This is a genomic window from Winogradskyella sp. PE311 (assembly GCF_046545555.1).
Lineage (GTDB): Bacteria > Bacteroidota > Bacteroidia > Flavobacteriales > Flavobacteriaceae > Winogradskyella.
Genome location: NZ_JBHZTH010000001.1, coordinates 1743787 through 1766766 on the forward strand (window position 1 = coordinate 1743787; position 22980 = coordinate 1766766).

The 22980-nt window shown below is 32.2% G+C and carries 20 protein-coding genes; 11 read left to right on the top strand and 9 right to left on the bottom strand.

Translation table 11 applies throughout. The features are described 5' to 3' along the window. Window position 1: 1 nt before the first annotated feature. From ACFWU4_RS07435 to ACFWU4_RS07475, 9 genes are all read right to left on the bottom strand, one after another. The gene (locus tag ACFWU4_RS07435) at window positions 2-550 is read right to left on the bottom strand and encodes a hypothetical protein (protein ID WP_411126374.1); all 549 of its coding nucleotides are present in this window, start codon (window positions 548-550) and stop codon (window positions 2-4) included. Window positions 551-630: 80 nt separating this feature from the next. Beyond that, complete coding sequence (locus ACFWU4_RS07440) at window positions 631-1698, bottom strand: serine hydrolase domain-containing protein (protein WP_411126376.1); 1068 nt, start codon at window positions 1696-1698, stop codon at window positions 631-633. Between the two features lie 155 nt (window positions 1699-1853). Further along, a complete protein-coding gene (locus ACFWU4_RS07445; protein WP_411126378.1) occupies window positions 1854-2534 on the bottom strand; it encodes a hypothetical protein in 681 nt (226 codons plus the stop codon). A gap of 193 nt (window positions 2535-2727) precedes the next feature. After that, on the bottom strand, window positions 2728-6081 hold the full coding sequence (gene secA, locus ACFWU4_RS07450) for a preprotein translocase subunit SecA (protein WP_411126380.1): 3354 nt from the start codon (window positions 6079-6081) through the stop codon (window positions 2728-2730). A 167-nt stretch (window positions 6082-6248) separates the two neighbouring features. Beyond that, a complete protein-coding gene (locus tag ACFWU4_RS07455) occupies window positions 6249-6470 on the bottom strand; it encodes a DUF2795 domain-containing protein (RefSeq protein WP_008272287.1) in 222 nt (73 codons plus the stop codon). Window positions 6471-6630: 160 nt separating this feature from the next. Next, entirely contained in the window at window positions 6631-7206 is a 576-nt protein-coding gene (locus ACFWU4_RS07460) for a cob(I)yrinic acid a,c-diamide adenosyltransferase (protein WP_411126382.1), read from the bottom strand. A gap of 176 nt (window positions 7207-7382) precedes the next feature. Beyond that, a complete protein-coding gene (locus ACFWU4_RS07465; RefSeq protein ID WP_411126384.1) occupies window positions 7383-8075 on the bottom strand; it encodes an ABC transporter ATP-binding protein in 693 nt (230 codons plus the stop codon). 90 nt (window positions 8076-8165) lie between these two features. Next, window positions 8166-8936: an O-methyltransferase gene (locus ACFWU4_RS07470; RefSeq protein ID WP_411126386.1), complete on the bottom strand. Its 771-nt coding sequence runs from the start codon at window positions 8934-8936 to the stop codon at window positions 8166-8168. Between the two features lies 1 nt (window position 8937). Next, the gene (locus ACFWU4_RS07475; protein ID WP_411126388.1) at window positions 8938-10800 is read right to left on the bottom strand and encodes an ABC-F family ATP-binding cassette domain-containing protein; all 1863 of its coding nucleotides are present in this window, start codon (window positions 10798-10800) and stop codon (window positions 8938-8940) included. A 120-nt stretch (window positions 10801-10920) separates the two neighbouring features. Between ACFWU4_RS07475 and ACFWU4_RS07480 the strand changes: the two genes are divergently transcribed. From ACFWU4_RS07480 to ACFWU4_RS07530, 11 genes are all read left to right on the top strand, one after another. Then, window positions 10921-11703, top strand: coding sequence for a polysaccharide biosynthesis/export family protein (locus tag ACFWU4_RS07480; RefSeq protein WP_411126390.1), 783 nt, complete (start codon window positions 10921-10923; stop codon window positions 11701-11703). Window positions 11704-11709: 6 nt separating this feature from the next. Beyond that, window positions 11710-14187, top strand: a complete 2478-nt coding sequence (locus ACFWU4_RS07485) for a polysaccharide biosynthesis tyrosine autokinase (protein ID WP_411126392.1) — start codon at window positions 11710-11712, stop codon at window positions 14185-14187. An 80-nt stretch (window positions 14188-14267) separates the two neighbouring features. Then, the gene (locus ACFWU4_RS07490) at window positions 14268-14795 is read left to right on the top strand and encodes a sugar transferase (RefSeq protein WP_411126394.1); all 528 of its coding nucleotides are present in this window, start codon (window positions 14268-14270) and stop codon (window positions 14793-14795) included. Next, a complete protein-coding gene (locus ACFWU4_RS07495; protein WP_411126396.1) occupies window positions 14792-16087 on the top strand; it encodes a nucleotide sugar dehydrogenase in 1296 nt (431 codons plus the stop codon). Before ACFWU4_RS07490 ends, ACFWU4_RS07495 begins: the two co-directional genes overlap by 4 nt. 36 nt (window positions 16088-16123) lie before the next feature. After that, on the top strand, window positions 16124-17101 hold the full coding sequence (locus ACFWU4_RS07500; protein ID WP_411126398.1) for an SDR family oxidoreductase: 978 nt from the start codon (window positions 16124-16126) through the stop codon (window positions 17099-17101). Between the two features lie 177 nt (window positions 17102-17278). Beyond that, the gene (locus ACFWU4_RS07505; RefSeq protein ID WP_411126400.1) at window positions 17279-18151 is read left to right on the top strand and encodes an ABC transporter permease; all 873 of its coding nucleotides are present in this window, start codon (window positions 17279-17281) and stop codon (window positions 18149-18151) included. Continuing rightward, window positions 18151-19464 carry an ABC transporter ATP-binding protein gene (locus ACFWU4_RS07510; RefSeq protein WP_411126402.1) on the top strand — a complete coding sequence of 438 codons (1314 nt, stop codon included), beginning with the start codon at window positions 18151-18153 and terminating at the stop codon, window positions 19462-19464. The genes ACFWU4_RS07505 and ACFWU4_RS07510 overlap by 1 nt, the downstream gene beginning before the upstream one ends. A 32-nt stretch (window positions 19465-19496) precedes the next feature. Beyond that, a complete protein-coding gene (locus tag ACFWU4_RS07515) occupies window positions 19497-20072 on the top strand; it encodes a CatB-related O-acetyltransferase (RefSeq protein ID WP_411126404.1) in 576 nt (191 codons plus the stop codon). A gap of 7 nt (window positions 20073-20079) precedes the next feature. Beyond that, window positions 20080-20778 (top strand): class I SAM-dependent methyltransferase, encoded by a 699-nt coding sequence (locus ACFWU4_RS07520; protein WP_411126406.1) that lies wholly within the window; start codon window positions 20080-20082, stop codon window positions 20776-20778. A gap of 5 nt (window positions 20779-20783) precedes the next feature. Next, entirely contained in the window at window positions 20784-21740 is a 957-nt protein-coding gene (locus ACFWU4_RS07525) for a glycosyltransferase family 2 protein (protein WP_411126408.1), read from the top strand. Between the two features lie 6 nt (window positions 21741-21746). After that, entirely contained in the window at window positions 21747-22976 is a 1230-nt protein-coding gene (locus ACFWU4_RS07530; protein WP_411126410.1) for a glycosyltransferase, read from the top strand. Window positions 22977-22980 lie beyond the last annotated feature (4 nt).

Consider the following 22980-nt stretch of genomic DNA (forward strand, 5'->3'; position numbering starts at 1 on the left):
TTTACTCACATTCTGCCTGTAAAAATTTATGTCGCCATTGTATCCAATATTCTTGCAAACCTTCTTTTGTAGTTTTTAAGTTACTAATATCTAATTGCTGATTTGGCAACAAGACACTTTGTAATTGAACTTTTCGTTGCGAAAGAGCAGGAGCGTGGTTCCAACCACCAACATGATCAAACGCTGTGTAAGCCTCGCATTTTTCTTTAACAGCTATAAATGGAATTGATAGCGTATAAGACACATTACCACTTCCCATACCTTCTGTGCGCATTCTAATACTTTTAAAATCTACTCTAGAGTAATCACCAGATCTATACAGTTCTTTTAATTGGTCTCCAACTTTTGCAGACATAGTATTAGAGAATTGGTGTGCTATGTCTGAGCTGTCAATAAATTCTTTGCCTACGTAGGTGCCTTTGCATTCTTTGTTTGTGCAGATTATTTGGTTGTCTTTTGCTTCTTCTTTAGGGATTTTTTTTTCATTCTGATAACAGTTTATAATACTTAAACTAAGAAAGAATAAAATTGTTATTTCTTTTATTTTCATCAATCTAAAATTACTAAAATATAGGCGTTTTTAAATACCAATTTTTGTCCTTTTTGATTTATAGATTTCAGGTTAGAAAATTATTCTAAAGCACCAAGTAACTTTTTTAAGATAAAGAAAGATCTTGAGTGCATGTAGGGCTGTCCGTATGCTGTTGAAATTAATGAAATAACTAATTTTTTTTCTGGTACAACGACCAAGTGATTTCCACCGTAACCAGATGCAAAGAGATAATCAAATTCTTTGCCGTTAACAGTGAGTTGGTTTTTATACCAAAACATACCATAAGAATTGACACTTTTCCAATCTGGGAAATCATACACTTTGTGTTCTATAAGCTTTGTAATATAATCTTCTTTTACTATTTGTTTATTAAGCCATTTGCCTTTGTTGGCAACTAAAACTCCAAGTTTAGCCAAATCTAAAGTGCTCAAATACAAGTTGCCTGCCGCACCAGTTTGGTTTGAAGCGTTAGTAAACCAATAATATTCTGTAACTCTTAAAGGTTTAAAAACGTGTTTTATAGCAAAATCCCGTAGACTCATACCAGAGGTTTCTTCTATAATAGCACCAATTAGTACAGCATTTATATCTGCGTAAATCCATTTTTCGCCTGGTCTATAAGCTAATGGCACACTTAAAATAAAATCTATCCAGTTGTCTTTTCCTATCCATTTACCAGCATTACCTTTAGTATTCCAATCGTCTGAGTCAGCATCTAAACCAGATGCCATATCGAGTAGGTGCTTTAGCTTTACTTTTTTATAATCGTCATTTAAAGAAGGATACTTTTCTTTTGAGAAAAAGGAATGCACATCTTGTTCTAAACTATCCACTAGGCCTTTTTCCATAGCAACACCTAATAGTAATGCCGTAATACTTTTACCTGCAGAGCGTATATCGTTAATTGTCTTTCTTTGTGTACTACTGTAATACCATTCCATTACAGCTTTATGATCTTTAATGACCATCATACCTCTAAAGTCCTTGTGTTTAAAATTATCCATAGCTCTAGCTAACGCACTGATGGAGTCATTATTAAAACCAGCCTCCTCTAGACTAATAGCAGGTAAATCTTTAATAGGTGGTCTTTGAGCAAACATTGATAATGATAAACATAGATAGAAGAGGGTGATAAATAGTCGCATGTGGTTGGTTTAAAAGTGTTTATATGGAACGGAAATTTTAAAATGAAATTGTTTGAATTAGAAATTATCTTAATTTAACCTCTCATAATCAATTCATTAAAAAAAAAGCCTGATGATATTCATCAGGATTTACTTTAGCTAGTTTGAATTATAAACTATTTATCATCCTCTGCCAAAGGCGAAATCATTATATGGGCTCTGTGCGTTCCAGGATTCATTATCCAAGGGTGGTTAGAAGCATAAGGAGCTGATGGTAAACCTGTAGATTCTGATGTTGCAAAAGGCATATAAACTACATAACGTAGTTTTGCTCCTTCTACTTTTAAGGTTTCTGGATTGTATAGTGTATTTTGTCCATAATAAATATGTAAGGTTGCACCTGTAGGTATTTTTAATTTACCTGATTTTACTTCAGCTTCGCGAATATCAAATATTTCTTGATGCTTTTTTCCTTCTGCTTTTAAAGCGCGCCCTCTTGCCATAAAAGGATCTAAATCTTTATGGTAACATGCTGCACTAAAACCGTCTTTCTTAGGGTCATCTGCTAGTACAATAAATTCGTTATTTCCTTCTCTAAGTGTTACAAATTCACCTGCCATATTATAGCCAATGACTTTACAGCCAGCTCTATTTGCTTCTGGTGCAGACATTAAAGCTGTTGTAATTAGAGCTTTATCTGTGTCAATAGGTTGTAATTGTATATCGCTATTATCTGACGCAAGTTCGGCTACAATTTCTGTTTCAGTAGATGTTTCAATTATCGTTTTGGTTTTGTCAGATGAATTACACGATATTAATAGTCCTGCAAAAACAAATGCTGTGATAATATGTTTCATGAATTTGAATTTATAGATTTAAAGTTACTAAAAACTAGTTACTTTATTTTTTAAAATTTGGGATCAAGAGATTTGATCTTTTCCTTCGCAATTATATATAAAAAATCCTGACTAGTTCTATCAGGAATTTTTAGATTTATTTTTCAGGTAAGTAGCTCTGAATATTTAATTTACTGTCTTTACAGGAGTTGCACTACTCAACAAGTACCCATTCTCCTTTTTGTATTAATGGAATAGCCTGCTTATATTTCACTTCTTTAGCTTCACCACTCATTACATGCTTAATAGTTACTCTGTCATTACGACCAATTTTAGGTTGTTCTCTAACAATAGTTTCTACAACTTGTTGATGACGAGAAGCTCCTTCGCCTGCTGCTCTGTTTTGCGCAGCACGCTCATCCATATTAGGAATTTCGTCTTTTTGAGTTTGTAACTTCTCTTGTTTACGACGTTTTGCTTCTTGTATATTATTTGTTGTTTCCTGTGGAATTTCACCCTTAAATAAGAAGGATATTACATCTTTATTAACTTGGTCAATCATTGCTTTAAAAAGCTCAAAAGACTCAAACTTATAAATTAATAAAGGATCTTTTTGCTCGTGCACAGCTAACTGCACAGACTGCTTTAATTCGTCCATTTTACGCAAATGTACTTTCCAAGCATCATCTACGATGGCAAGAGTAATGTTCTTTTCAAAATCATTAATCAGTTGTGTGCCTTTAGTTTCGTACGCTTTTTCTAAGTCGGTAACAACTTGAAGATTCTTTACTCCATCCGTAAATGGCACAACGATACGCTTAAATTTATCGCGTTGTGTGTTGTATACATTTTCAATAACAGGGAATGCTAAATCTGCAGCACGTTGCATTTTTTCCCGATAGTTTTTAAAAGCTGCTTTATAAATGACTCCTGCAATTTCTTGCTCTCCCATTTTTCCGAATTCAGCTTCAGAAATAGGCGAAGACATTGAGAAATAACGAATAAGTTCAAACTCAAAGTTTTTATAATCGTTAGCATCTTTGTTATTTATTGCAATACCTTCAGAGGTATCGAATATCATGTTTGCTAAATCTACACGAAGACGTTCTCCTTGTAAGGCATTACGACGACGTTTATAAACGACTTCACGTTGTGCGTTCATTACATCATCATACTCTAATAAACGTTTACGAACACCAAATTGATTTTCTTCTACTTTTTTCTGTGCTCGCTCAATCGATTTAGAAATCATTCCGTGTTGAATCACTTCTCCTTCTTTTAAGCCCATTTTGTCCATCATCTTTGCAATACGCTCAGAACCAAATAAACGCATCAGGTTATCTTCTAAAGACACATAGAATTGTGAACTTCCTGGATCACCTTGTCGACCTGCTCTACCACGTAATTGTCTATCGACACGACGCGAATCGTGGCGCTCTGTGCCAACGATGGCTAAACCACCTGCAGCCTTAACTCCATCACTTAGTTTAATATCTGTTCCTCGACCTGCCATGTTAGTAGCAATCGTAACCTGCCCAGCATTACCAGCTTGTGCTACAATATCTGCTTCTTTTTTATGTTGTTTTGCATTTAATACATTGTGGTCTATTTTGCGAATACTCAACATTTTTCCTAATAGCTCAGAAATCTCTACATTAGTTGTACCAATTAAAACAGGTCTTCCCGCTTCAGAGAGCGCTGTTACTTCGTCAATTACAGCATTGTATTTTTCGCGCTTTGTTTTATAAACTAGATCATCTCTATCATCTCTGGCTATTGGTCTGTTGGTTGGTATCTCGACGACATCTAATTTGTAGATTTCCCAGAATTCACCTGCTTCCGTAACTGCTGTACCTGTCATACCAGACAGTTTACGATACATCCTAAAGTAATTTTGTAATGTAACTGTTGCAAAAGTTTGCGTAGCAGCCTCAATCTTTACATTTTCTTTAGCTTCAATAGCTTGGTGTAGTCCATCTGAATAACGACGACCATCCATAATACGACCCGTTTGCTCATCTACAATCATAACTTTGTTGTCCATAACAACATATTGATTGTCTTTTTCGAATAAGGCGTAAGCTTTTAATAATTGGTTAAGCGTATGAATACGCTCTGATTTAATATTAAAATCTCTAAATAAAATCTCTTTAAGTTCTGCTTCTTCTTCAGAAGACAAACCCTTTGCTTCAATTTTAGCGATTTCCATACCCATTTCTGGCATTACAAAAAAGTCTGGATTATCCTTACCCGATAAGAATTCTACTCCTTTATCAGATAATTCCACTTGATTGTTTTTTTCGTCAATAACATAATAAAGTTCTGCATCTACTTTAGGCATTTCTCTATTGTTATCTTGCATGTAGAAGTTTTCGGTTTTCTGAAGTAGTTGCTTTATACCTTCTTCTGATAAGAACTTAATTAAAGCTTTATTCTTTGGAATACCTCTGTAAGCTCTTAATAATTGAAAACCACCTTCTTTAGTGTCTCCCGCGGCAATTAGTTTTTTAGCTTCAGCTAAAACACCAACTAAATACTTACGCTGCACATCTTCAATTTGTTGTACCTTAGGTTTTAAAGCATCAAACTCGTGCTCATCACCTTTAGGTACAGGACCAGAAATAATTAATGGTGTACGTGCATCATCGACAAGTACAGAATCAATCTCATCTACAATTGCATAATGGTGAGGACGTTGTACTAAATCATCTGGCGAATGCGCCATATTATCTCTTAAGTAATCGAAACCAAATTCGTTATTTGTTCCGTATGTAATATCTGCGTTGTAAGCTTTGCGACGTGCATCTGAGTTTGGTGTATGATAATCTATACAATCGATGCTCATACCATGGAATTCGAAAATTGGAGCCATCCATGCGCTATCTCTTTTAGCTAAGTAGTCATTTACGGTTACTAAGTGTACTCCTTTACCTGCTAATGCATTTAAATATACAGGTAATGTTGCTACTAAAGTTTTACCTTCACCAGTTTGCATCTCAGCAATTTTACCTTGGTGCATCGCGATACCACCTATTAATTGCACATCATAATGAATCATGTCCCAAGTAATTGGCTTACCAGCAGCATCCCAAGAATTTGCCCAAACGGCTTGGTCACCGTTTAAGGTTACATAATCTTTAGCTCCAGATACTTCTCTATCAAACGCGCTAGCCGTTACCGGAATCTCGGTATTATGCACAAAACGTTTTGCCGTTTCTTTAACCACAGCAAAAGCTTCAGGTAAAATTGTGTTTAATACATCTTCTGTAACTGTATAGATTTCATCTTCAATCTTATCAGCCTCTACATAGATATCTTCGCGCTCGTCTATATCTTCTGTATTCTCAGCTTTAGCTAAAAGTTCATTCTTTCTTTCAAGAAGTGGCTTTCTAGCTTCTGCTATTATACTTTTAAATTCTGTAGTTTTAGCTCTAAGTTCATCGTGAGATAATGCTTCAAGCGCCTGCTCAAATGTTTTTATTTGATCTACAATTGGTGTTATAGCGCTGACATCTTGTTTAGATTTATCTCCAACAAAAACTTTCAGTACTTTATCTAATATGCCCATGTTTTATGTTTTGATAAGGTTATTTAGTATTAACCTGTATTTTAATTTTAGTAATAAATCCTAGGTTTTAAGGTCTAGGTTGTGTTTCGAATTGCAAGTATTCGAAAATAAAAAAAGTCTCTCAGTTACGATAACACAAGAGACTTTATTTATGATTATATTATATGTTAATATTCATCCTCATTCCAGAGGTAATCTTCATCAGTTGGATAATCTGGCCAAATTTCTTCAATAGAATCGTAAGAATCTCCTTCGTCTTCTATTGCTTGTAAGTTTTCAACAACTTCTAAGGGAGCTCCTGTTCTAATTGCGTAGTCAATAAGCTCGTCTTTTGTTGCTGGCCAAGGTGCATCACTTAAATAAGATGCTAATTCTAATGTCCAATACATTTGCTTTGTGTAATTTAATTTTTGCAAAAATAATTTTTTAGTTGAAAAATTCAAGAAAAAATTAAATTAATTATTCATTAATATAAAGAACGTGTACTCTTCTAACCAAATTAGATCTAAATATTGCATTACTAAGATCTAATCGCAAAGAGAAAAATAATTACGATTCTTTTTTAGGAATCCACTTTATCTCTTCTGCTTGTAAATCTAATGACAACTTCCGTGCCAATACAAAAAGGTAGTCAGAAAGGCGATTAATGTACATCAAAGTTTCGGGTTGAAACGGTTCTAAGTCATTAAGATGCGATGCTAAGCGCTCTGCTCTGCGGCAAACAGTACGTGCAATATGACAGAATGACACTGTTGTATGACCTCCAGGTAATACAAAGTGCGTCATTGGTGGTAAGCTTTCTTCCATAAGATCCATTCCTTTTTCTAAACGTTCAATATCTTCGTTTGATATTTTAGGAATATTTAATCGGTCTTTTCCATTTTTTAACGTGGCTTTTTCTGGGTCCGTAGCCAAAATTGCACCAACAGTAAACAAACGATCCTGAATATCCATTAATGTGTTTTTGTATAATTGGTCAATATCTTGATCTCTTATTAAGCCAATATGTGAGTTAAGTTCGTCGATGGTACCATAACTTTCTATTCTTATGTGATGTTTCGGTACTCTTGTGCCTCCGAAAAGTGCAGTTGTACCTTTATCTCCTGTTTTTGTATATACTTTCATGCTAACAAAGTTAATGAATATGGCTTGAAGTTTGAAGTATGAAGCTTGAAGTTTCTTGCTTAGGAACATAGTCCTAAAGCAAAATATCAACTATTTATAGGCTGTAGTAAATATAATCTTTTCCCCTCTGGGGAATCTGCACCAATTACTGGATGGCTAATAATAAATCCAGGGGCTTATTGTTCGTTAAAAGTATCACTCTCAATAACACCATCGCGTAAACGAATAACACGTTTAGCGTGTGCAGCGATTTCTTCTTCGTGAGTTACCATAATTACTGTATTTCCTGCAGCATGAATTTCGTCAAAAAGAGCCATTATTTCGGTTCCTGTTTTAGAGTCTAGATTACCAGTCGGCTCATCTGCTAAAATAATTGAAGGTTTGTTAACTAAAGCTCTACCTACTGCGACACGTTGTCTCTGCCCACCTGAAAGTTGATTTGGTTTATGATCCATACGATCCGCTAAACCAACATCAGTTAATACTTCTGATGCTCTATCGCTACGTTGCTTTTTTGAAGCACCTGCATAGATCATAGGTAAAGCTACATTTTCTAATGCAGTTGTTCTCGGCAATAAATTAAATGTTTGAAAGACAAAGCCAATTTCTTTATTTCTTATTTCAGCAAGTTCATCATCAGTCATTTGGCTTACATCATTACCATTTAAATTATACGAGCCAGCTGTAGGTGTATCTAAACATCCTAATAAATTCATGAGTGTAGATTTACCAGATCCAGATGGGCCCATTATGGCAACATATTCTCCTGTTTTAATATCTAAATCAATACCTTTTAAAACATGAACAATTTCTTGTCCTAATTTAAAATCTCTAATAATGTTTCTAATTTCAATGACGTTGCCGCTCATAATTAAATAGTCTTGGTTGTATAAATCCTCTGCAATATAAAAGAATTTAAAAGTCAGTTCACCAAATAAGACGTTAAAATTAGAAGGTTGTTACACTCTAATTTTAAAATGTTCTTTGGCTTGTTCTTTTCTAAAAAAAACAAATCCTAAATGAAAACAATCTACAGTTACAGTTACAGCTATATGATTCTTTATATAATGCCATGCTTCTGTCATGCCTTTAGACCAATACATGTCATCAAAAATAAAAACTGTTTCATTATTAGCTTTAGTTAATAGAGATTCGAAATATTGTATTGTAGCTGCTTTATTATGATGGCCATCAAAAAAAATAACATCAAAACTTTCATCTTTTAATCTTGGGATAATGGTTGTAAAATCACCTGTTAAAAAAGTCGTGTTATGTATATTTAGAGTTTTAAACTGTTTTTTAGTGAAGTTAGAAGTGTTTGGACAGCCTTCTATAGTAGTTACCTTAGATTCATTATTTGAAAGTGCTAAAGCATACGCTCCCATGCCTAAAGAAGTACCTAGTTCTAATATTGCCTTTGAGTTGAAGTATCTTGCTGTTTTATAAATAAGTTGAGATTCCTTTTTAGAGCTACTAGATGTGTTAATCATTTTTTTTACACTACGTTTTGTAGCGTGTAAAACTTTAGAGCCTTCCCCTAAATCATTAACTTGTAAAGTTTTATTTGAGTGTTTTAAATTATTGCGATAAACTTTTAATTTTTCGTAAGCCTTGTATTTTCCTTTGTCATAAAGACATTTTGTAACAAAATCATATATAAATGGTGAATGCACTCCATGTTGATTGGTAGCGTGAAATAAGAATTTTATATAAGAAATAAGTTGGTACATTTTATCCTTCTATTTTTTCTGACAGCTCAAACCAACGCATTTCTTTTTCTTCGATAGTATTAATAATCACCTGTAGTTTATTAGATAGTTTATTTATCTCGTCTTGCGATAGTTCTGGGTTATTAAATTTAGTCTCTAGAGCTGTTTTATCAAATTCTAATGATCTTATTTTAGATTCTAAGTTTTTATATTCCTTTTGCTCGTTATACGAAAGTTTATTGGCTTCATTTTGCTTTACAGCCTTTGTGTTATCATCTTTTACGGTAGTTACAATTTGTTTAGGTAGGCTTGCGTCATAAGCTCTAAAATCTGAATAATTACCAGGAAAATCATCTACAACACCTTCTCCTCTAAACACAAATAAGTGATCTACAATCTTGTCCATAAAGTAGCGGTCGTGAGATACGACTAGTAAAACTCCTGGGAAATCCATTAAAAAATCTTCAAGAACGTTTAGTGTAACAATATCTAAATCATTCGTTGGCTCATCTAAGATTAAAACATTTGGATTTTGAATTAATACAGTACACAAGTACAATCGTTTTTGTTCTCCACCACTTAGTTTTTCAACAAAGTCCCATTGCTTTTTACGATCAAATAGAAAGCGTTCTAAAAGTTGTTGCGCACTAATTTGCCTTCCTTTGGCTAAAGGAATATAATCACCAAACTCTTTAATTACATCGATAACTTTTTGGTTGGGTTTTACTGTTATACCGCCTTGTGTGTAGTAACCTATTTTAACAGTTTCACCAATAATAATTTTACCGCCATCGGGTTGTAGACTTTGGGTTAGTAGGTTTAAAAATGTGGATTTTCCTGTGCCATTTTTTCCAATAATACCAATGCGTTCTCCTTTTTTAAATGTGTAGTCAAATCCGTTTAAAATGGCTTTATCTTTAAATGCTTTAGTTACACTATGAAACTCAATTATTTTACTACCAAGACGCTCCATATTAATTTCTAGCTGCACCTGATGGTCATTACGTCGCTTATGGGCTTTAGATTTTATTTCAGAAAAATCATCTATTCTACTTTTAGATTTTGTAGTACGCGCTTTAGGTTGCCGACGCATCCATTCTAGCTCTTTTTTAAAGAGTTGTTTAGCTTTTCCTACCTCAGTAGCTTCATTTTCTATTCTGGCTTCTTTTTTTTCTAAATAGTAAGAATAATTTCCTTTATAAGTGTAAAGTTGCCCTTGATCTAATTCTATTATTTCGTTACAAACACGTTCTAAAAAATAACGGTCGTGCGTTACCATAAAAAGAGTTTGTTGTGTTTTTGAAAAATAATCTTCTAACCACTCAATCATTTCTAAGTCGAGATGATTTGTTGGTTCATCTAAAATTAGTATATCTGGTTTACTTAATAAGGCTTGCGCAAGTGCTAAACGTTTTTTCTGACCACCAGAAAGCGTCTTAACCTTAATAGACAAATCATCTAGTTTTAATTGTGATAAAGTTTGTTGATATTGTGTTTCAAATTCCCACGCATTATTTCTATCCATAGCTTCGAAGGCCAATTGATAAGCCTCTGTATCTTCAGGATTTTTTAATGCATTTTCGTAAGCTTCAATAATCTTAAGTATAGGAATTTCTGAGGCAAAAATAGTTTCTTCGATACTTAACTGAACATCTAAATCTGGCTCTTGATCTAAAAATGCTAATCTTAAACCTTTTCTAATTACAATTTGCCCATTATCTGGAGAATCTTTTCCTGACAAAATATTTAGAATTGAAGTCTTTCCACTTCCATTCTTAGCTACAAAAGCTATTTTTTGGTCTTTATGGATGCTAAATGATAAATCTTTGAAGAGGATTAATTCTCCATAAGACTTTGAAATATTTTCTACGTTAAGATAATTCACAGTTAAATTTTTACAAAGAACGAAATAAACCAAAAAGAAACCTAATAGTTTTGTTATTGCTATTGATACATTATATTTGTCTGTAAACACCTAATTTTATTTATGAGAAGCATCAGGCTTTTGATTATTATCTTCAGTTGTGTAATAGTCTCTTCTTGTATTCCGCACAAAGACACCATTTATTTACAGAATAAAGAAAATTCTGTTAACGATACAATTTCTAACAATTTAACAGAGGTACAGAAACCCTATAGAATTCAGATTGATGATATTTTAAATATAAGAATTAAGGTTTTGGATCAAGACAATGTTCAAATTTTTAATCCAATTGGTGAAGGGAATCTTAATGCAAGTAGTGCCGAACGTGCTTATTTTGATGGATTTACCGTAGATATTCATGGTAATGTGAGAATTCCTGTTTTGGGTGATATGAATGTTTTAGGGTTTACAGCTTCAGAAATAGAAGAAAAGATAAAAGCAAAATTATTAGATGAACAATTTAAAGAAACATCTAATATTTTCATAACTGTGAAATTAGCAGGTTTGCGATATACTGCAAATGGTGAGGTTGCTTCCCCTGGTACAGTAACCCTTTTTAGGGAACGTGTAAATATTTTTGAAGCCATAGCGAATGTTGGTGAAATTCCAGTTACTGGCGATAAAAAAGATGTGATGGTTATACGACAATATCCTCAAGGTCAGAAAATCCACCATTTAGATTTAACAGATATAAATGTTATGAAATCTCCGTACTATTTTATTCAACCTAATGATATTATTTATGTAAAGCCTCTTAAACAAAAATCGATTGGTACAGGAGAAACAGCAGTGTCGAGTCTTACAACAATTGCTACTGTAATCTCTTTAATTACATCTGGAATATTGATTTTTTCAAGACGATAGTGTATTATGAATTATAATGATTTAGACGAAACAGAAATTAATGAAGTGCAACGCATTAGTTTTGATTTTAAAGGCTTACTGTTTAAAATACTTGGGTTATGGCCAATTATTGTAATTTCTATCCTTGCAGCTTTATCTGTCGCTTATTATATTAACGTTAGAAAGCAAAATATTTACAGGTTAGATTCATTAATTACCATAAATAACGATCAAAATCCATTCTTTACCGCAAATACTAGTATATCATTTAATTGGGGCGGAGTGTCAGGTAAAGTAGGTAGTATAATTACTGAAGTAAAAACAAGGTCTCATAATGAGTTAGTTATTGATTCTTTAGAATATTATAAAGAATACTTAAAGCAAGGTGAATATCACTTAGAAGATATATACACCAAGGCTCCTTTTGAAATTAATCTCGATAAGTCTAGGCCTCAAATGCTAGGAAGGCCAATTCAAATTAAAATTATTGACGAATCAAAGTACGAGCTGTCCTATGAATTTGAATCTGAAAGTGTCGGTAGTCAAATTTATAAAACTAAAGAGAAAACAACAGTAAGAGTTAAAGTAGGTAAATTTTCTCAAACTTACAGGTTTGGGGAAATTGTTAACCTTCCGTTTTTTAATGGAATAGTTATCTTAAAATCTGGCGCTACAGTTCCGAGTACAGATGATTTTTATGTAAGGTTTTTAAATTTTGACTCTGTTGTAAATACTTATAAAAATGGTATTGTTATAGTGCCATCATCTAGAGATGCATCTTCTGTTTTACGTTTGTCTTTAGTAGGATTAAACAAGTCTAAAATTGTTGATTTTCTTAATGCAACTTCTGCTATTTTGAGAAAAACAGAACTTAATCGTAAGAATCTTTATGCTACAAACACAATAAAGTTTATTGATAGTAGTCTTAGAGTTGTTAACGATTCTTTGAAGAATGTTACGAACGAAATGAATAATTTCATAAAGACTAACAAGGTTTATGACGTTAAAGAAGAAATTACTCAATACTCAGAGCAACTAAAAGAATATGATCAAGAAAAACTAATTGAAGAATCGAAATTAAATTATTTAAATAGTCTAGAAGATTATTTAAGAACTAAAACAGATTATTCTCAAATTGCTGCTCCGACTTCTGTTGGAATCGAAGAAGCTAATATTCTAAGTGGAGTAACAAAAATTATAGCTCTATCCATAGAGCGAAGAAATTTAGAGTATTCAACAAAGGAAGGCTCTATATTATTTGATGAGTTAGATAGAAGAATAGATACTGAAAAAAGTGTTTTACTAGAGTCAATATCCGTGACTAAAGGCAGTATATCTAGGCAATTAAACACTTTAAACAGGAAAATATCTGAATTAGAATCTAAATTAATTGGGCTGCCAAAGGATCAACAAGAGTATTTAAAGATTCAACGAAAACTCGATTTAAGTAGTGAAGCCTTTGAAATATACAAGGCAAAGCGAGGAGAGGCGGCAATAGTTAAAGCCGCTAATGTATCTGATATTACAGTCATAGATGAAGCTAAAGACATTGGTGATGGTCCAATAGGTCCAAAAACATCACTCAATTATATGATGGCTTTGTTAGTGGGATTTTTCGCTCCAGTTTTTTTAATATTTATTTTCTATTTATCTGATAATAAAATTCACAGTGCTGATGAGGTGACAAAAATGTCTAAAATTCCGATTCTAGGCTTAATAGGTAAATATAGTTACGAGAATAATTTGGTGGCATATGAAAAACCCAAATCAGCCGTTGCAGAGTCATTTAGAGCTGTACGTTCTAGTCTTCAGTTTATATTTAAAAACAGTGTGTCAACTACAAGAGCTAATACTTTATTAGTTACTTCCTCTGTAAGTGGGGAAGGTAAAACATATGCATCAATTAATATCGCAACTGTCTATGCCATGTCTGGTAAAAAAACCATATTATTAGGGCTAGATCTTCGAAAACCAAAAATCTTTGGTGATTTTAAAATTGCCAATGAGGAAGGTATTGTTAACTATCTTATTGGTGATAGTACTTTAGATGAGATAAAAACTAGTACACATATAGAAAATCTCGATTTAATTATATCGGGTCCTATTCCACCTAATCCTTCAGAATTATTAATGGGTCAGAGGCTAAAGGAACTTATAGCAACACTAAAGGATGAGTATGATATGATTATATTAGATACTCCACCATTAGGCTTGGTTGCAGATGCGTTAGAATTAGTAGAATATGCAGATGCTTCCATTTTTATGGTAAGATTAGATTATACAAAAAAAGGAATGTTGCAATTGGTAGACTCCAAATATAAACGAGGCGAACTTAAAAATATCAGTTATTTACTAAATTTCTATAGATATAAAAACAGTCACAATTATAGTTACGGCTATGGCTATGGTTATGGATACGGTTATGGCGTTTATGGGAACGCTTATCATGAAAGAGACACCTATTCTCGTTGGGAAAAAATAAAACGCTTCTTTAAGCGCAAATAACACTTTACTGCTTAACTGTGATAACTAAAACTCAACTCAGAATCAAACGTATTTTTGATCTCATTTTAGTATTTATAATTTTGCCTATATTATCTTTACCCATTTTAATTTTAGTTGTTATTTCTACAGCCGATACTAATAAGTTTGGTGTATTTTCTCAGATACGTGTGGGACAGCATGCAAGATTATTTAAAATTTATAAAATCAGAACCTTAAGAGAAGGTTTACATAAATTAGGTAGTCTAGATAAAAGTGCAACTAGATTTGGTAAATTCTTGAGAAGAACAAAATTAGATGAGCTGCCACAGCTATACAATGTTTTAATTGGTGATATGAGTTTTGTTGGTCCAAGACCTGATCTACAGGGCTTTGCAGATGAATTAAAAGGAGATGATAGAGTTATTTTAATTGTAAAACCTGGAATAACTGGTGCAGCAACATTAAAATACAAGCATGAAGAGCGTGTATTAGAACGAGAAAAAGACCCAGAACACTACAATAGAACGATTATTTGGGTAGATAAAGTAGAAATAAATAAAAAGTATGTACGGAATTACAGTTTTTCTTTAGATTTGAACCTCATTTTACAATCTACTTTAAACAAATGAAACATTTAGAAGATAAAATTGCTGTTATTGGATTAGGTTATGTCGGCTTGCCCCTAGCTGTAGAATTTGCAAAACAATTTTTTGTTGTTGGTTTTGATATCAACAAGCAGCGAATTAATGAGTTAAACTCTGGTTTAGATAAAACCTTAGAAGTTGATAATGAAAATCTAAAATCTGTGTTGACTACAGATTTAAACGCTAGCAAAGGATTATATATTACAGATGATATACAAGCCTTATCAGTTTGTAACGTATACATTATTACAGTACCAACTCCGACTGATGCTTTGAATAAGCCAGTTTTTACACCTCTAATAAAAGCGAGTGAAAGTGTAGGTAAAGTATTAAAAACTGATGACATAGTTATTTACGAATCGACAGTATACCCTGGTGCAACCGAAGATATTTGTATCCCTGTTTTAGAAAAAAATTCAGGTTTAACATATAATAAAGATTTTTATGCTGGTTATTCTCCAGAAAGAATTAATCCAGGCGATAAGCATCATACTGTAACTAAAATTTTAAAAGTAACTTCAGGTTCTACACCAGAGATTGCTGTTAGAATCGATAATTTATATAAAAGTGTTATTACTGCAGGTACTCATATGGCGCCATCAATAAAAGTTGCTGAGGCTGCCAAGGTTATTGAGAATTCTCAAAGAGATATCAATATTGCCTTTGTTAATGAGTTATCTAAGATTTTTAGACTATTAGATATTGATACCAAATCAGTTCTAGAAGCAGCAGGAACTAAGTGGAACTTTTTGAAATTTTCTCCCGGTTTAGTTGGTGGCCATTGTATTGGTGTTGATCCTTATTATTTGGCTCAAAAGGCTATCGAGTCTGGATATAATCCTGAAATTATCTTAGCAGGTCGTAAAATGAATGACAGTATGGGTGCTTATGTAGCAACTGAGACTGTAAAGATGATGATTAAAAAAGGAGCAACTATTAAAGGTTCAAATGCGTTAGTATTAGGAATAACTTTTAAGGAAAATTGTCCAGATATTAGAAACTCTAGAGTTATAGATATTATTAGAGAGTTCCAGTCATATCATGTCAATGTAGATGTTTATGATCCTTGGGCTTCAAAAGAAGAGGTGAAACATGAGTATGACTTAGATTTAAAATCGTCAATGACAGATTTAAAATCTGATTACGATGCTATAATTTTAGCCGTATCTCATAACGAATTTATAGAGTTATCATTAGGCAATCTCAAATCTGAAAAATGCGTAGTATTCGATGTAAAATCGCTTTTACCAAATGATTCTGTAGATGCTCGTCTGTAACTATTAATTATATACCCAACCCAAATCAACCAATTTATGTATTCAAAACCACATCATACAAAAGACCTTTCTGAGTTAAATTTTTTAATTACCGGAGGAGGAGGTTTTATAGGTTCTAATCTTGTAGAGTACCTCTTAAAATATAATGCTAAGAAGGTACGAGTATTAGATAATTTTTCTAATGGCCACCGTGAAAATTTGACTGAGTTTAAGAATAACCCATCTTTTGAATTAATAGAAGGTGATATAAGAGATCTTGAGACTTGTAAAAAGGCAATGGAAGGAATTGATTACGTATCCCATCAAGCAGCTCTTGGTTCAGTGCCTCGATCTATTAATGATCCGGCAACAACTAATGAAGTCAATATTTCTGGCTTTTTAAATATGATGATTGCTTTAAAAGATAGCCCAACGGTAAAACGTATGGTTTATGCAGCATCTAGTTCTACGTATGGTGATAGTAAAAGTTTGCCAAAAGTAGAAGATAAAATTGGTAAGCCCTTATCGCCTTATGCAGTTACAAAATTTGTTAACGAACTCTATGCGGATGTGTTTGGAACCACTTACGACACTGATGTAATTGGCTTACGATATTTTAATGTATTTGGACCTAAGCAAAGTCCAAGCGGTGCTTACGCTGCTGTAATTCCTTTATTTATGCAAGCGCTAAAGGATAATGAGGCGTCTAAAATTAATGGAGACGGTGAACAAACAAGAGACTTTACATTTATAGATAATGTTGTGCAAGCTAATGTTAAAGGATTTTTTGCCTCAAAAGATGCTAAAAACGAAGTTTTTAATGTAGCATGTGGAGAGCGTATTACCATAAACTATTTATGGGAATCATTGAGAATTGCTGCTAAATCGCAATTAAAAGCAATTTATGGACCGCCGAGACAAGGAGATGTTAGAGATTCTTTAGCCAATATATCTAAGGCAGAAACTTTATTAGGTTATAAACCACGATATACTGTTAGAGAAGGTTTGAAAATAACTTGGGATTATTTTAGTTAAAGTATAATCTTCGTACACAATATAATAAAACCACTTCTCTGAAGTGGTTTTTTACGTTTTTTTTGGCGTTATATATTAAATTCAAATAATTGTTAAAATCAATTTAATAAAAAGCATGTGGTATGCCTTATATTCCAATAATTCATTTATTATATTCGCCTTAGCAAACTAGAAAAATTGAAAACAGCTGAAGATAAGTGGCTTTATGTAATATCTGCGAAAAAGAAATTAATAGACTTTAATTTTTCAGAGATATGGCGTTATAGAGATTTGCTCTTTTTATTTGTAAAGAGGGATATTATAACGCTTTATAAGCAAACTATACTTGGGCCTTTGTGGTATTTAATACAGCCTTTATTTACGTCTTTAATTTTCACCTTAATATTTAATAACCTAGCCAATATACCTGTTACTAGTGGTGTTCCAAATTTTTTATTCAATCTTGCAGGTATTACCTCTTGGAACTACTTTAAAGAATGTTTAGTGGGTACAAGTGATACCTTTAAAAAAAACGAAAATATTTTTGGTAAAGTTTATTTTCCGCGTGTAATAATGCCAATGTCTGTAGTGGTTTCTAACCTGTTAAAGTTTGGTATTCAACTATTGGTTTTAACAAGTTTCTATATATATTACGTTTGGTTTGCTGATCCTAATTACGATATTTCACTACAAACAAATATGATTTTCTTTCCTGTTTTAGTAGTGATAATGGCATTATTAGGATTAGGGTTAGGAATGATAATTTCGTCTATGACAACTAAATATAGGGACCTTTCGTTTTTGGTACAGTTCGGTGTGCAGTTGCTTATGTATGGTTCTGCAGTAATGTATCCAATGTCTTATTTTAAGAAGGAAGTACCAGATTATTATTGGTTAATAGAGTACAATCCAATTGCTATAATTATAGAGTCGTTTAGAACAATGGTTTTTGGTGTTGGTGATTTAGATATAAATAAGATAATTTATGCTATTGCTTTTAGCGTTATAACATTCTTAATAGGTCTCGTTATTTTTAATAAAACTGAAAAAAACTTTATTGATACGATTTAATGAATTCTGAAGTAATTTTAAACGTAGAAAAAGTAGGTAAGCAATATCGTTTGGGCTTAGTAGGCACAGGTACTATTAGTCATGATCTTAATAGGTGGTGGAGTAGATTAAGAGGTAAAGAAGATCCTTATTTAAAAGTAGGTGAGGCTAATGATAGGAGTGACAAAGGCAGGTCCTCATATGTTTGGGCATTAAAGGATATTTCTTTTAATGTTAAACGAGGCGAGGTGTTAGGAATCATTGGAAAAAATGGCGCTGGTAAATCTACATTGTTAAAGATTTTATCCCGCGTAACTTCGCCAACTGTTGGTAGTATAAAAACGAAGGGAAGAATAGCTTCACTTTTAGAAGTTGGAACTGGATTTCATCCAGAGATGACTGGAAGAGAAAACATCTATTTAAATGGTGCAATTCTTGGAATGACTAAAGCAGAAATAGCTATGAAGATCGATGAGATAGTTGATTTTTCTGGTTGTTTACGGTATATAGACACACCTGTTAAGCGTTATAGTTCTGGTATGAAAGTACGTCTGGCTTTTGCAGTTGCCGCTCACTTAGAACCTGATATCTTAATAGTCGATGAGGTATTAGCCGTAGGTGACGCCGAGTTTCAGAAAAAGGCTATTGGTAAAATGAAAGATATTTCTAATAGCGATGGACGTACGGTTTTATTTGTGAGTCATGATATGAATGCCATATTAAAGCTAACAACTAAAGTCGTTTTGTTAGAGCATGGTACAGTAAAAAATATAGGTAGTCCAAAAGAAATTATTGATGAGTATATAATTGGAGAAACCCAAGCAAAATCTTCAAGAATTTGGGCACAAGGGCAAGAATTAGGTAATAGTTATGCTAAATTGAAATCTATATCAGTTACTAATTCTCAAAATGAATTTAATTTTAATTTTGATCTAACAGAAAAGATTAAGATAAATATTGAATATTTAGATACAAATACTGATTATACAAATACAGCAATAATTCATATTATTGATGAAAAGGACGTAGTTTTATTTGCATCTAATGAATTCGATAATCCAGATTGGAAATCGTTTCACAAAAATAATGAAAGTGTAATTAAAGCGTCTTGCACTATTCCTGGAAGTTTTTTAGCAGAAGGTCGTTACAGAATATTAGTTGCGATAGGTAACTACAATCCAAATATGATACATGTAAAGATTGACAATGCTTTGACCTTTAGAGTCATTGATAAGCCTGATTATGAAAAAGATAGAATTCAGGTTGGTGGTAAATGGCCAGGCCTAATAAGACCAATTTTGCAGTGGGATATTGAAAATAGTACCAGTTTATGAAAGGGCGTTTTAAAAAGATAATAAATAAGCTCTTGAAAAAGAATCAATCAGGGGCAAAAGCTAAGGTAAGTCGTTTTATGAATGAAAATAAAGCTTACCAAAAGTATAGTATTGGTGAGATGACTTATGGATTTCCCCGTGTTTATGACTACAATGACAACACCAATTTAAAGGTCGGTAAATACAGCTCTTTTGCCGATAATATTCAAATATTTTTGGGAGGAGAACATCATAGCGATTATGTGTCTACTTATCCTTTTACTACATTTTTGGAAAATGATTTAGATATAAGCGATAAAAAATCGAAAGGAAGTGTTAACATAGGAAACGATGTTTGGGTTGCAAATAATGTTATAATATTATCAGGGGTCACTATTGGTAATGGAGCAATTATTGGAGCTGGAAGTGTAGTTACAAAAGATGTTAAAGATTATGAAATTGTAGCTGGTAATCCCTCTAAGCATATTAGATATAGGTTTTCTGATGAACATATTAATGCACTAAAAAAAATTGCATGGTGGAATTGGACGAAACAAAAAATCTCAGAAAATTATCAATTAATAATGTCTAATAACATTGAGTTATTTATAAAAAATCATACGAAATAAGAGTTTTATGACTAGAGTACAATTGATACAAAAGATTATAGATTCAAAGAATTTTGAGCGCTATCTAGAAATTGGTACATATAAAGGTGAGTCATTTTTTCCTGTTGTATGTAATAAAAAAGTTGCTATAGATCCGCAATTTAATATTCCTTTAAAAAGAAAATTGAAATGGATATATAAAGATTATCATAATATCTTTAATACCTATATCGAGTTAACTAGTGACGATTTTTTTAAACTAAAGGCGAACTTTGTCAAAAGATATAAACCGCAAATTGTATTTGTAGATGGTCTACATACCTTTAAGGCAAGTTTATTAGATGTTTTAAATTCTCTAGAGTATCTATCTGAAAATGGAGTTATTGTTATGCACGATTGCTTACCTCCAAATAAAGCCGCGTCTACTTTTGCTAATTCCTTTAAGGAAGCTATTGATATGAAATTAGAAGGTTGGACTGGTGAGTGGACTGGTGATGTTTGGAAAACAGTAGTTTACCTAAAAGAAAAGTATGACGATAATATTAACCTTTGTGTTTTAGATACAGATTATGGATTAGGTTATATTACAGTTAATGAACCCATTATTGATTTTAAGATTGATGAAGATATTTTTAATAGAGTGAACGAATTAACTTATAACGACTTAATTAATAATACAAGTTTAATTAATTTAAAAAGTATTAAATACGTTGATGATATAGTATAATTTTAATGATGTTGTCTTCAAAATCAAATAGTGTTAAGGGAAATATTTTCACGGTAATAGTTACTTATAACGGTATGCACTGGATAAAGGAATGTTTAGATTCTGTATATTTAAACAGTACGGTGATTTTAGTAGATAATTGCTCTTCAGATAACACAATAAGTTTTATTACAAAAAACTACGAAGATGTTTTGGTTTTAAAACAAGATGAAAATCTTGGCTTTGGCAAAGCTAATAACTTAGGTATTAGTCATGCTCTTAGTAATGGTGCTGATTATATTTTGTTGTTAAATCAGGATGCGAAAATGATAGAAGGTTCAATAGATAAGCTATTTAATTTTGCAAAAGTAAATTCTGATTATGGGATATTGAGTCCTGTTCATTGTGACTGGTCGGGTAATTATTTAGAGTCTTCTTTTTCATCATATGTCAGTTATGTTCATAACAAAGAATTTTATTCAGATTTTGTATTAAACAGGAGCATTAAGCCAGTTTATGATTTGCCTTTTGTAGCTGCCGCTTGTTGGTTTATACCAAAAAAAGTGTTTGAAACTATTGGTGGTTTTGATCCTATATTTTTTCACCTTGGAGAAGACGTTAATTATGCACAAAGACTTTCTTATTACGGTTATAAAATTGGTGTACTGCCCGATATAAAGGTACATCACGATACAAAGGATAGAAAGTCAATCAAAATTGAGCCGTATTCAAAAGACTATTATTATAAGATCAACTATCGTAATAAGGTAAAGTATGCTGACATAAACCTTGATAATTGGAAAACTAAGTTAAATTATAATAAACGACAGGTTTTAAAAACTGTTATTTTATCATTAGCCTCTTTTAAGTTTAAAAATGCCAAAGGCGCTTACAAGGAATATGTTAGTTATAACAGTTTATCCAAAGAATGTGATATGAGTAGGATGATAAATAAAGAACCTGGTAGTCATTATTTAAGTTAAAATAAGATGCCTAAAACTATAGTTCACGTTCTCGATACATTTCCTTCAAAGTCTGAAACATTTATTATAAATCATATTATAGAGTGTGAACGTAAAGGATTTAAGTCAATCATTTTAGCTAACAAATTAAAGCCTCTTAATGAAGGGTCACAAGAAGATCTAATTACAGAATATGGTTTAAATATTGGTGCAAAAAGTTATAATCAAAAACTACCTAAAAATAAAATTTTAAGAATTTTTAAGGCATTAATACTATTACTTCAAAATTTAAGCAACTATAAAGTCTTTTTTAGAACATTAAACGATAAAAAATTTGGGCTGAAGTCTAAAACCTTAAAAATGTGGTTTCAAGCTGCAGTTTTTATTGAGTATAAGAATTGTTCTATACTTCATGCCCATTTCGGTGTTAACGGTAAACTATTGGCCGATATGAGAGCTATTGGTGCTTTAAAAGGTAGAATAGTAACCTCCTTTTATGGTTATGACACTTTCTCTACTTTGGCAAATAGAGTTGTTTTAAAAGACTATTATGAATCTGTTTTTTTTGCTTCAGATAAATTAATAACGAGCTCTAATTACTTATATGCTAACTTAGAAAAATTTGATGTTCCAAAGCAAAAATTAATAGTTAACCCTGTTGGTGTTGATTTGAATCGATTTGGTTATAAGAAACGTGATTATAAAAATATTCTAAATATTATAACTGTAGGTCGGTTAATAGAACTGAAGGGACAACATTTTGGTATTGAAGCAATACATATATTATTAAAAAAAGGATATAATATTAATTACACTATCGTTGGAGATGGCGAAGAAGAAAAAAGTTTAAAAGAAAAAATAATAAAACTAGAATTACAAGATAACATTAAAATTGTTGCAGGTGGTACACAGACTAAAGTTTGTAAATTATTGCAAAATAATCATGTTTTTTTAATGACTTCTATAACGGATAAAACTGGCCGAGCTGAAGGACAGGGATTGGTGATTGCCGAAGCTCAGGCAACAGGATTACCAATTGTGGCTTTTGATTCTGGTGGAGTTAAGGATACTTTTATACACAATAAAACTGGTTTTTTAGCAGAAGAAAAGAATACCCAACAAATTGCTGAATTTTTAGAGAAATTTATACTTAACTCAGAATTAATAAATCAAATGGGTTACGATGCTATGTGTTTTGTAAAGGAGCATTTTAATAGCGAAAAGCAAAGTGAAAAATTAATAGAACTCTATAATTAAAGGT